The 12,918-nt window shown below is 31.1% G+C and carries 7 protein-coding genes; 2 read left to right on the top strand and 5 right to left on the bottom strand.

Annotated features, from left to right (window positions below; genetic code table 11):
- Positions 1-624 precede the first annotated feature (624 nt).
- Positions 625-720 carry a DUF1016 N-terminal domain-containing protein gene (locus tag CLCHR_RS25625; RefSeq protein ID WP_423236624.1) on the bottom strand — a complete coding sequence of 32 codons (96 nt, stop codon included), beginning with the start codon at positions 718-720 and terminating at the stop codon, positions 625-627.
- 145 nt (positions 721-865) lie between these two features.
- On the bottom strand, positions 866-1,633 hold the full coding sequence (locus CLCHR_RS01685) for a DUF2089 family protein (protein ID WP_079437925.1): 768 nt from the start codon (positions 1,631-1,633) through the stop codon (positions 866-868).
- Between the two features lie 407 nt (positions 1,634-2,040).
- On the opposite strand from CLCHR_RS01685, the gene CLCHR_RS01680 reads away from it, so the two are divergent.
- Both CLCHR_RS01680 and CLCHR_RS01675 read left to right on the top strand, forming a co-directional pair.
- Complete coding sequence (locus CLCHR_RS01680) at positions 2,041-2,643, top strand: sigma-70 family RNA polymerase sigma factor (RefSeq protein WP_079437924.1); 603 nt, start codon at positions 2,041-2,043, stop codon at positions 2,641-2,643.
- A gap of 632 nt (positions 2,644-3,275) precedes the next feature.
- Positions 3,276-4,469: a GGDEF domain-containing protein gene (locus CLCHR_RS01675; protein ID WP_207652298.1), complete on the top strand. Its 1,194-nt coding sequence runs from the start codon at positions 3,276-3,278 to the stop codon at positions 4,467-4,469.
- Between the two features lie 227 nt (positions 4,470-4,696).
- Here CLCHR_RS01675 and CLCHR_RS25065 read toward each other — a convergent pair whose 3' ends face one another.
- From CLCHR_RS25065 to manZ, 3 genes are all read right to left on the bottom strand, one after another.
- Positions 4,697-7,357, bottom strand: coding sequence for a glycoside hydrolase family 32 protein (locus tag CLCHR_RS25065; protein ID WP_079437923.1), 2,661 nt, complete (start codon positions 7,355-7,357; stop codon positions 4,697-4,699).
- Positions 7,358-7,774: 417 nt separating this feature from the next.
- Positions 7,775-11,830, bottom strand: a complete 4,056-nt coding sequence (locus CLCHR_RS01665; RefSeq protein ID WP_079437922.1) for a GH32 C-terminal domain-containing protein — start codon at positions 11,828-11,830, stop codon at positions 7,775-7,777.
- Between the two features lie 248 nt (positions 11,831-12,078).
- Positions 12,079-12,900: a PTS mannose transporter subunit IID gene (gene manZ / locus CLCHR_RS01660; RefSeq protein ID WP_079437921.1), complete on the bottom strand. Its 822-nt coding sequence runs from the start codon at positions 12,898-12,900 to the stop codon at positions 12,079-12,081.
- Between the last annotated feature and the right edge of the window lie 18 nt (positions 12,901-12,918).

The raw sequence follows: 12,918 nt of genomic DNA, 5'->3' as shown, positions 1-12,918 counted from the left end.
ATATTTATATTATAGACTAACTAATTATCAATATAAACAATTTTTATGTACTTCTATTCTTAAAATAAAAACAAGTAGATTATAAATTCATTTATTATTAAAGATAATAAATTATATACTATAAATATCAAAAATTTGAATTTTAATCAATTCACAACAATTCGATCATCTTTAAAATTTGCAACAATAATTAGTAAAAATCAAAATTGCTTGTACACGGCCCAACCCTGATAACAAGAGGCTTTCAAACTTTAGTAGAAATTAGTAAAATGCCTATTTTATGAATCCGGCCAGCGGCACCATTTATTTTTGTGGATTGCTGTATTACTTGGTTTAGATGCCTTGTAGTGCAGCTTTTTTTATGTGTTTCCCACTTCTACAAAAAATCTTTATTTCACCATCATTCAACTTTTTAAACCCAGTAATTATGCCATTTATAGCACTTTGTAATATTTATCCTGCAAATCTATATTTTCTTAATATTTTCCTTTTTCGCATAAAATAATATTGGGGATAATACAAAATTCTCTTTAGCTCTTTGTATTGCCTTGTGTAATTTTTCTTGTAATAATTCCTTAGGTGGCAGCTGAGTTAAATATTGACCAACATGTACTCCACTCTTATCTACCTCAAGTAAAAATCTCTTTTTAAGTCATCTTCAATAGTTATCAACTTTAATAAATGAGACCAGGTTAATTTTACAGACAGTGTCTGTAACATTTCAAACTCTTGAATCGCATCATACAATCTAACCATATTAATTTGACAACTTCACCACATAATTCCACATCTGCGCCCCCAATAATACTCTTTTATAATCACCAAACTTATATTACTTCTAACCTACAATATGTAGTGTATTTCATCACCTCGTAATTTTATCTAAAAATGTTGGATTCATTGTTAGATACCCACGTTCATTTTTGCAAATATCAGCCCAATCAAGTACTGCACAAATAACAAAACCAGGACCAAATGCGGTTTCTCCTTCTTTTACTCCATGTACTTTATTAGCAATATATCCTTCAACAGAATTTATAGGAAGATCATCACTTCCAAGCTTTGCACCCGAACGTGCTTTACCCTTTACAGCTTTACCACCGTTATTTAGCACAACCTCTACTGCCGCATCAAACACTTGCCAAATAAGCTGATTTGCTGGAGGTATCTTAGGTGATACAAGCCCTTTACCATTTTCATCAAACCAAATAGCACAACTATCTCCTTGATAAAGTTTAATAATTGCTCTACCAGTATTATCATTAAGTTTCTCTTTTATTGTTTTAACAACTATACTGTCAGTATCATTAATATCAACGTGTGCTACTTTACTCAGTGAAAAATCCAGCTTTTCTTCACCTTTAGACTGTACCAATTCCAATTTTTCAAGTATATCAACTAATCTCTTTTTAGTTGCTGGATAAGACATATCCTTTTCATTCTGAACAGCTTTAAAATTTCCCTGATGTTTTAGGAAACACTCTATAAATTCTCTTTCATCAATAGATAAATAATCAAATTTACTTAGAGGGAAATCACCGCTAAGTTCCATCTCACAGTTATCACAGCTTAATCGAGTTGCTACTAATTTTTCTTTACATCTTGGACATTCAGAAACAAAATCTCGGTTCATTCTTCCACCCCTATTCTTTTACCAAAATTATACAGCAGCATTTATACCTAGTCAATATAGTTATAAATATTATTAAACACTACTTTTAAAAAATAAAAAAGTAATGTCAATGACTCCACATCCAACACTCCTACTTGCAGTGTGACCTACTGCTATAATAAATTTTTTCATTTTCATACACCTCCACATGAGATATACACTTCTAAAAGAGTAGCTATGCTACAATACGGAACTTTTCTGCAACCAAGAACTTTTAAATAAAAAACTTCTATAGATGCATAATCCCAATTATTTTTTATTTTATATGTGATATATGAAATTTCATCATATATACTAAATATAGAGGTTATTTTTATGGCCTGCTATGTAATCCAAAAGAGTATTTATTAATGAATATGGAGGGCAGTATGGATTTTAATTACGTTGAAGAATTAGTTTACAGAGGTAAAAATGGCGATCAGTTATCAAAAGAGAAACTAGCATTAGAATTTAAACCTTTAATAATTAACATTTCTAAAAGAACTTTTATAGATGGTTATGAAATTTATGATTTGCATAATGAATGTTATAAATCTCTTTTTAAATGCCTTAAACTATATAATTTAGAAAAGCATAGTTTTGTTGCTTATGCTACAAATGCTATTAAAAATAATATGAATGACCTGATTAAGAGGACTAAAACTAAAAGTTCTACTGATGGAAATGATGCTTTAAGCTTACATGATGATGTTGAAAAAGATTTGCCATCTAATGATATTGACTTGGAAGATTTACTTTGCAATGAATGTGATTATATTGATTTAAGATTCGCACTTAATAATTTAACTGAAGAAGAAAAGGAACTTATTGATTTTATATTTTTTAAAGATAATACAATTCAAACCTATGCTTATATCAAGAATATGGCCTATTCCACCGCAAGTCTTAAAAAGAAAGTTACATTAAAGAAGCTTTTTTGCTATATAAATCAAATTTATAATAATCCCCAGATTAAAGGACTCCAAGGTTAGTTAAGCCTTGGAGTCCTTTTTGCTTATATTTAATTTTCTAATCAAAGTTAAAAGTACTTACTACATTTGTGCTCTCTGCTAATATGGATATATGTTTTATTATATTAAATCACATAAAAATGCAAAGCTTTTTAAGCCTACAACCTCAAAACCCGCATTATTGGCGCATATTCTTCAGAATATATATTGTTCTCCATATATATGGTACTATTCTTAAGAATAAATATGGCTTAGAATATATATTCCTTACCATATTTATGGCAAACCATACTAGAATATATCTATTTTAGTCATGTATCTTAAGTGAAATACTTAAATAAAGAGATATAATTATGGCAAAGAAGAAAAAGACTGACGCACCTAAAAACGATTTTTCTTGTGAAGATGATCTTGATGAATCCAAATTTTGCATTTGGCTTTTCGATCTTCTTCAGTGAGTTATAATTATATTTTTCTTCATTAAACAACTAATAAATTTTTTAGAAATTTCTTTTGAGGGATTCTAAACCAATTATATTAAATTTTCATTTTGGTTTTTTTGTGATAAAATGGTGTTATAAGTAATTATTTATAAATACATGTCGAAAACTTCTTCAAAAATATTATCAAAATTTACTTGGGAGAACTGCATTATGAATAAATTATATTTTTTAAAGAAGCCAAATTTAAACCTTACAAAAGATCAAATTGCTAATGTTGTCCATGATATTAATGTAACTAACTTTGCAAGAATGAAGTTAATTCTTATTATATTTATAATAGTTGAAATTTTATTTATATTATTTAATGATATCCCTTACTTAATAACCCCTTCTTCAAATGTAATTTGGAATGATAGTAAATACTTTATTTTACATTCATTCAATGTGCTTGTTTCTTTTATTGGAATTATTCTTATAAAAATCTCAACTAAATGCAGTAAAAATAAATTTGGACTCATGAATAAATTATTAATTCCAACCTTAGCCACATTGATTTTAAGCTCTATGGCTATAATAAATGGTTTAGATCAAGCTAAACCTGGCAATGTAAGCAGTGTATTTATTGCTAACTTCATTATATTTAGTGCTGTTATAATGTTGAGATTCCCATTAAATTTAGCTGTTTATTCCATTTCATTTTTAGCTTATTTGGGTGGATTAGTAATATTTCAGCATGATACTCATTTGTTAATTACAAACATCATAAACGGATTTATTTTCTTTTTAGCCATTATTCTAATCTCAACAGAAATTTATAATTCCAATTATGAAAAAATAACTCAAAATATAATTTTACAAGAGATTAATACTAAATTGAACTACATGTCAAGTCATGATCCATTAACAGAACTTTTAAATCGAAGAAGTTTTAGTAATCAAGTTTCAGAAAAAATGATACTTATTGATGAATCTAAAGAAATATCAACTCTTATTTTGATAGATATCGATCATTTTAAACATGTAAATGATAAATTCGGTCATCCAGTTGGAGATATCGTACTTAAAAAAGTAAGTAATATTATCATAAAACATATAAAAACTACAGGCTTAGCTACTCGCTGGGGTGGTGAAGAATTTCTTATATTTCTTTTTCAAACCTCAATTAATGAAGCTCACGCATTAGCTGAAAATATTAGACTAGAAATTCAGAATAAAGTAATCGAAGCTGATAAATTCCAAATACAAATAACTGCAAGCTTTGGAATTTCTCTATTAAAAGATAATTTTTCGAACTCTTTTGATACTTCAATTAAAGCAGCAGACGTTGCACTTTATAAAGCTAAAGATCAAGGCAGAAATCAAGTAGTAATAGCATCTGAAGATTATGAAAGAGTTCTATATTGATACATTAATGCTTATATATTCTAGATTTATTTTTCACTAAATTTAAATAAACAACAAAAACTTAGCATGTTAACACTAAGTTTTTCTTATAACATTTTCACTTTTTCATGTATATATTTATAGCTAAACTTTAGAATTTTAAGAAGTTTCTACTTATCAATATAATAAAATTTAATCTAATTACTACAAGCTTGGTTTAAACTTATCAAATTCATATACGAAGTAGACTATTTACTTAATTGCAAATTACTAAACGTTATATCGCTATCCATAGAGAATATTCCCCATTTATGATTTTGCATATTATACATACGTGTACTAAATGCAGCTTCATTATTTACGTACAAAACCGCAACTGAATCATTAATTAGAATGGTAAAATCCAAAACTCCATTATCTGGAACAGTTATAGGCTTTGTAGATTGTAATTGACCTAAGGATCCATCTGTTGATGCGTTGTAAAATTCTAATCTTCCATATTGATGGTTAAAAACAATATTTAATGGAGCCTTACCATTCTCTCTTACATTAAACATAAAACCAAAGTTATTGTTTTTAGATTTTGTATTTATCTTCCCAGTAATTTTATTTGTTCCAGTAATTTCATTAAAGGTCACTGACTCATAGCCATTTCCTGTGAAAGAATAGTCGCTATTATTCTTAGTTACTGTTGAAGTTTTACTATACTCAGTAAGATTAATGCTATGATTTATTTTATCTACAACTGTTCCAACCGGAGTTGCATAAAGATCTCCGTTTGTATTTTGCTTAATTTGGTGCACTACTAAGTTTCCTGCCCAATCAAATGCATTTGAATCATTATAATCTACTTTAGTTGGTGTCCATCCAAACAAGTAAAGATTGTTTGAAGAATCCTTTTCTAATTTTCCAGCATAAAAACCATTTCCATCAAAACTATCTCTACCTGGTTTAGTAAATGGTCCATTTATGCTGCTTGCTTTTCTATAATGAACAACTCGGTTTCCGTATGGATCTGCAGCTGATTGATCTGAGAATGTTAGGTACCAATAGCTTCCATATTGGATCAATGTAGGACACTCTAAATTTGAAGTACCCATATCATTAGTAAAGAATACACCTTGATCAGTCCAATTTTTCAAATCGTCTGATACATATTTTGCTATTACTCCCGTGTTATTCTTTCTAGTTGTTATAAGCATCCAATATTTATTATCAGCTTGATTATAAAAAACGTATGGGTCTCTAAAATCATTCTTTGAATATTGTGCTGAAGCAAAAAAAGTATCGTTATATATCTTTGTCCAATTTTTAAGATCTGTGCTTGTAGCATGCATAATCGCTTCATTAGCTATTTCTGTAGGATTTATACTTACATCAAGTTTTCCGCCATCCCAAGCATTATTGTTATTAGCGGTAATTATAAAGTACAGCATGTCCCCTTTCTTTACATTAAGCATCTTAATATCAATAGTATCTATATTTTCTACTGTATCACTTACAGAAATCCTATTTTGCTGCAATATTTCATCATTATGATAGATTGTTAAGGTAACGCCATCAGGCCAGCTCGGATTACTGTCATTCTGAATAAATTTTGTATACGTTCCCGTTAAATCTATTTTTCCATCTTCTCCAACAGTCCATCTATAAGTAGCTCCAGCACCTGTTGTAACTGCCGGGTGTACAAAATCAGGATGGAGCTCAAGACCATCTAGACTTGACTGATAATACTTTTTATTATCAGCATCATAACCTGTAGCTAAAGTAAAATCTGCATTGCTTGTTCCATAACCATAGCTCCATCTATTGCTTCCTTGAACACCAAAATCTGAAGCTAAGTTTGCTTTATTTAATTGTGATACTACATCAGCTCTGCGATCGTTGAAACCAGTAAAGAATGCATGATATAGCCCATTTTTATCTCTAATTACAGAACCAGTCCCCAAAGCTAAATCCTGATCTGCCTCGCTATTTGAGTAATCAATTACAACACCTTCATTTTTGTAATCGTAAAAATTCTCTGTTTCCAGGAGACTCCAAGGATGGAATCCAATTTCTCCACTATCTCTTATATCATCTAAATAAAATATATTGAATTTCCCATTTTCATAATATGGCATTGGATCTCCGATAAAACTTAAATCTGATTGTTGTGATTTAGGAAATATAGGTTGGTCATTTACTGGTATTTCATCATTTCTATTACCAGCACCACCAGTATTGCTGCTTCCTCCATTATCACTACTGCCACTACTATTATGATTGCTACTACTTGACCTATTTTGTTGACTAGCCGTTGATACACTTGATCCATTGTTATTTTTATCTGAATTATTTGTATCAGTAACTCCAACTACATTTGAGTTAAATGCTTTAGATACTGGTGGTATATCTTTTCCTACAGCTTCTCCAGTTAGTGCAAATGTATAGGTCTTCCCACTTAGTGTTACATTTCCTGCTTGCATAGCTCCTGATGCAACGTCTAGGTAATAAATCTTATCTTCAACTTTAACTACGCCAGTTTGCATAGCTCCTGATTCTGATGCAAAATACCATGTTCCATTATCATTAATCCAACCTGTTTTCATTACGCCTGATGGTTGCAAATAGTACCACGTACCGCTATCATTTACCCAACCAGTTTTCATTTCACCTGACTGTTGTAAATAATACCACGTGCCACTAACATCAACCCAACCCATTTTCATTATTCCCGAATTATTTAAATAGTACCATTTACCATTATCATTAATCCAGCCTGTTTGCTTTTCTCCTAAATCATTTAAGTAGTGCCACTTCCCTTGATTTTGTTCCCAAGCTGCTAATATGCCCATTGAAGGTACAGCTGTTGGAATTATTATAGTTGCAATTGTTATTGCTAATAATCTTAACTTTAACTTGCTCATTTCTTTTCCTCTTTTCTTAAATATTCTTTAAAATTATCAGCAAGATTTTGCATTAACTTCAAGATACTATTTCTCCAATTTCCCCTAAGAGTTTTGAAACAGAATCATATACAGTCAAAAATTTTTCTTCAATATCTCTATGCAAATCTTTTTCTCTCATTTTTTGCTACCTCATTACATTTATCTATATTTTATTAAACACACATCACTTTATAAGCAATTTAATATAAACCTCATAAAAACCTAACAAGTAATATGATAAAAACAGTAGATACTTTTATTTTTGATTTAAAACTATCTACTGTCATAATTTGAATTAATGTCAATTGTAATATTCCTTAGATGTATCTTAGATACATCTTAACAAATCATTAAAAGGCTCTTACAAGCATGATAGGTTTTCTCACCTTTTATTTTTTAATTGGTTTCTGGGAATACTACTGTTATAACTCCTGAATCGGCATCATTGGTTACTGATGTTGTTCCCTCTACTGTAAAGAAATCTTTTGGCACACCCATTAATGTATAGCCTGCTTTTGGTGTTATTGTTATTGTCGCAGTGTATACTTTGTTTGGCTCAAATATTGCTGGATTTTCGCTCCATACAATCGTTGCTGTATATTGATCAGTTTCATCAATTGTTGATACTGGAGTTTCACCTGTTACAGGTGTTGCAACTGTGATAGCTGCTCCTGTAGTAACTGTAACAGCTGCTCCTGTAGTATCAGTAATACTACCTGCTGTAGCATCACTAGTAAGAGTTATATTCCTAAATTCCGATGCTCCATTCCATACATTTAATCCAAATTTCCCGGTTGTATAATAATTCTGAGTTATATCACATACCTTTTTACTATTTATCCAATAAATAATGTGATTTCCATTTAACTCTATTTTTAAATAGTATCTATTATATTGCGCTTCTGGAACATCACCCTCTGCAAATGTAACCTCTTTCATAACGCCAGTACCATCTGGAACTTGTCCAAACAATCTATAATGACCCCATTTTCCAACATTAGCTATAATTCCTCCATCTCCAAAGTAATTATCGCCTTGAGCAAGTAATACAACTCCTGCTACATCACCATTTGCCGGGCGGGTATTATGCCAATCCCCTAACATTTTAGAGTCCACATCTAAAGTATAAGTTCCTTGACTTGTATCTATATTCTGGTCTGAAATTGCGAAACCATTGTTGTTCTTGCCACCATCTACTACATAACTATCATCAGAAACATGTAAGTCTTCTGGTGTATTATCAAAAGTTAAACCTGAACCTGAAATACTTGTTTCAGTACTTGGAGCATCATTACTAAGATTTACATTTTTAAATGATGTTGCTCCTCCATAAACATTTAATCCAAATATTCCTGTTTCATAATAGCTTTGTTTAGTATCACAAACTAATTCGTTATTAATCCAATATTTAATATGCCCATCACTAACTTCTGCTTTCAATTTATATATGCTATCATCAGCCTTTGGAACTATCCCACTATTTAAATCGCTGACTTGTGGATTTCCATTTGCATCAAGCCCTGTGAAGACAAACACTCTATATTCGCCATTTTTATTTATATTAGCTATTATAGAACCTTCCTTTGGATTTGCACTTTTTGATAATAATACAAGGCCTGCAGTATTTCCATCTGACACATCTGCATCTGCTTTTAAAGTAGAAACCTTCCCACTTATATTAGTTTCTTGTGCCACTGCAAAGCCGTCACCCGAACTATTTCCTGTATAACTGTTATCTTTTACATACCAATCTCCAGTAGTTTCAAAATTAGTTAAGTCTTTTATTATGCTGCTTGGATTGCTGTCATACACACTTACATTAATTGTTTTGCTTGTTTTTTGATCTTTTGATGTAGCTGTTAAGTTTGTATTCCCAACGCCTTTTGTTTTAAAAGTAGTCTTTTCATCGTCTTGATTTACAATTTCTAAAATATTAGAATCAAATGTCCAAGTAACACCTTGCTCTGCTGTTTCTGGAACTGTAGCTGTATAAATAGTAAATTCATCTCCTACTTTTTTGCCTAGATCACCTTCACTCAATGATACTAATGCAGAATCTTTACCAGCAACTTCATTATTCCAAATACTGCTTAACGGATAATATTGAATTTTAGCTGTTGAAGTTCCACCAACTGAATATACTTCAATGCCATTACTAGATCGATTAGGGAAAATTTGTGCTGAACCAGTTACTTCACCATTGTTTCCATACACTTCTACTGAAGCTGCATCTACAAAAATGTGTAATTGAATCTTACCATCAGATGTTTTACCCATTTTTTGACTATAAGCTTGTAAAAATTTATCTGCACTTGGTGACTTTCCTGATTTTGAACGGTCAAGTGTTACATCTTCAGTTTGAGTATTATATTTAACTATAGTTTCCTGATCTGCAGATTTTCCAACTCTTAATTTGAATCCAACTTCTGTTGTAGATGCATCAGGTGTAAACTCTGCAACAATTTCGTATTGGCTTCCTGATAAATTACTCATAATATTAGGCTGATCTGGAGAAATTGTAACATTATCAAAAGTCGTAGGTGATTTACGTAAAGTTTTATATTCGTCTATTGGTTGTTGTATTAAACGAATTCCTGCATCTGTGTTAACTAATTTTAATTCAGTTTGTAAATCAAAAGATCCATTAAAAGTCTTTGTTATAGGAGCAACATTATTACAGTAATCCCAGTTATTCATCCAATTAATCATAATTCTTCTTCCATCTGGTGTACCGTTTTTACCCGTACCATAATAAGTTTGAGCAGCATATGAGTCTTTAGCAAAATTCATAGGTAAATGTTCATCATTATCAGTAACGAATTTCCACACACCATCTACTTCTTTAAAATCTCCAACTCGATAATATCTGCCACCTTCACTTAATACCCATTTATATGTTCCAGTATCTCCAACTTCTAATTTATATACATCTGGACACTCTGTTTGAATTTCATCTTGCATTCCTTCTGGATGCCAATCTTTTAAATTATCTGATGAGAAAAATCTTAATGGCCCCCCTGCTGCTACCATAAACCATTTTCCAGCTTCTTCATTGTAGAATACTTTAGGATCTCTAAATGCAGAATTATTTAATGGATCACTTTCTGCTGCAATAACAGGATTTCCTTCATACTTAATCCATGTTCTTCCATTATCCTTACTATAGGCAATACTTTGTTTTTGTCTTTCTGCACCGTTATCCATATAATCTTGAGTATAAATTGCAACTAATCCTCCACCTTCAATTCCATCAAAGAAACCAGTAGTATTATCTTTATCTACAACTGCTGAGCCAGAGAATATTGTTCCTCCTTCATCTGGATACAAAGCTATTGGAAGCTCTTGCCAATGGATCAAATCCTTACTAACAGCATGTCCCCAATGCATTGGTCCCCATACTGAAGCATCTGGATAATACTGATAAAATAAATGATATTCTCCATTAAAGTAAACCATTCCATTCGGATCATTAGCCCACGCCTTAGCAACAGAGTAATGATACTGTTCACGATAGTCTTCTAAATAATTAGTTGAAGTACTCGGCTCAACATCTTTATTAATACTATTATCAAATATAGTCCTAGCAGCTGCTAGTTCTGTTACTGCCGAATCTATATCTTTTTGCGTAGAACCTGTATTATCTACAACTGCTTGTGCTGCATCAATAGCTATTTTAAATGTGGACTTTGATCCAACTTTATACTGCCCCACTTCTGTTCCTTCTACTGCTGCTTCATATTTTAATTTTGAAGCTGTTATTGCATTTATTAGAGATACTTTATTAACTTTACTGCTATCACTGTTATGATTATGACCACTACTGCTACCATTACTGTTACTATTCAAATTATTTTGTTCATTTGCCACTGGTGGATTATTGTTAGTTGAATTACCACTAACTTCATTTCCGTTTGAATCAAATATTTTAGTCGGTAATAACTCTGTTCCAACTACTTCTCCAGTTTGTGCAAATACATATGTTTTTCCATTTATCGTTGTATTACCAACTTGCATAGCTCCTGTAGCTATATCTAAACAATAAATTTTTCCATCTACTTTAACTACACCAGTTTGCATTGCTCCTGATGTTGCTGCAAAATACCATGTGCCATTATCATTAATCCAGCCTGTTTTCATTGCCCCTGATGGTTGCATATAATACCATGTACCGTTATCATTAACCCAACCCGTTTTCATTGCTCCTGATTGTTGCATATAATACCATATACCACTATCATTAACCCAACCTGTTTTCATTTCTCCTGATTGTTGCATATAATACCATGTACCATTATCATTTATCCATCCAGTTTTTCTTTCTCCTGAATCGCCTATATAGTACCAGTTCCTTCCACTTTCTTGCCAAGCTGCTGACACTCGTAAGGAAGGTAGTGTTGCTATTGTTGTGGTCGCGACTGTAATTGCTAGTAATTTTAACTTTAACTTTTTCATTATGTTTGTCCCCTTCTTACTATAATAATATTGAACTAAATTATTTATAAATTTTGCATTAATTTAATATCGGATTTCATCTCTTGTAAACGCTTACCAAAATGATATGCATATTCATTTTCTATTTTCATTAACAACATAAACTGCCTAAATATCAGAAAGTGAATCTATATATTTTGTGGCAGTCATGTTATTTGTATAAATTTTAATGTGTAATGGTTTCCTTAAAATAAGATTAAAAATTTATTTTATTTTAATATTCCTGAAGCTACTCCTAAAATACCTACTGCAAATAATCCGAATATTATTAATAAAGGATTTACTTTTTTCTTTAATAAGTACATACATAAAAATGTTAATAGAAGTGGAACTAATCCTGGCATTAAACTATCTAATACGCTTTGAACTGTAGTAATAACTTCTTTTCCATCAGCTTGTGTATATTTAGATAAAACAAATGGTATGTTAATACTTGTCCATTTAGAAACAAGACCACCTATAACTAATAATCCAAGTACTGAAGATCCTTCTGTAAGATATCTAAGTTTATTTCCTGACATATCAGAAACTAATTGAGTTCCTTTTTCATATCCATAGAACATTCCATACCAATTTGTTGCAAGTCTTATTGCATTAAATCCTAAGAAGAATATTAATGGTCCTATAATGCTTCCAGTTAATGCAAGTCCAGCACCTAAAGCTGCAAGTACTGGTCTTAATGTTCCCCAGAAGATTGGGTCTCCAACTCCAGCAAGTGGTCCCATAAGACCAATTTTAACACCACTGATTGATGCTTCACTAATATCAGCACCATTTGCTCTTTGTTCTTCCATAGCTGCTGTTATACCCATAATTGGAGTAGCCATGAATGGTTGTGTATTAAAGAATTCTAGATGTCTTTTAAGTGCTTCACTTAATTCATCACCCTTATATAATTTCTTTAAAGCAGGTATTAAAGTTACACAAAATCCTATTGCTTGCATTCTTTCAAAGTTAAATGATCCTAACAGGAAATTTGAACGAATAAACATTTTTACTATATCACTTCTATTTAATTTCTTTTCACTCATTATCGTATCCTCCTTTTC

This window comes from Clostridium chromiireducens (assembly GCF_002029255.1).
GTDB lineage: Bacteria > Bacillota > Clostridia > Clostridiales > Clostridiaceae > Clostridium > Clostridium chromiireducens.
The sequence above is the reverse complement of the archived record's forward strand: the minus strand, read 5'-3'. Positions and strand labels throughout refer to the sequence as shown.

Coding starts and splice junctions, on each gene's coding strand:
- CLCHR_RS25625 (WP_423236624.1), bottom strand. CDS start 720: ATGTTACAGACACTGTCTGTAAAATTAACCTGGTCTCATTTATTAAAG.
- CLCHR_RS01685 (WP_079437925.1), bottom strand. CDS start 1,633: ATGAACCGAGATTTTGTTTCTGAATGTCCAAGATGTAAAGAAAAATTA.
- CLCHR_RS01680 (WP_079437924.1), top strand. CDS start 2,041: ATGGATTTTAATTACGTTGAAGAATTAGTTTACAGAGGTAAAAATGGC.
- CLCHR_RS01675 (WP_207652298.1), top strand. CDS start 3,276: ATGAATAAATTATATTTTTTAAAGAAGCCAAATTTAAACCTTACAAAA.
- CLCHR_RS25065 (WP_079437923.1), bottom strand. CDS start 7,357: ATGAGCAAGTTAAAGTTAAGATTATTAGCAATAACAATTGCAACTATA.
- CLCHR_RS01665 (WP_079437922.1), bottom strand. CDS start 11,830: ATGAAAAAGTTAAAGTTAAAATTACTAGCAATTACAGTCGCGACCACA.
- manZ (WP_079437921.1), bottom strand. CDS start 12,900: ATGAGTGAAAAGAAATTAAATAGAAGTGATATAGTAAAAATGTTTATT.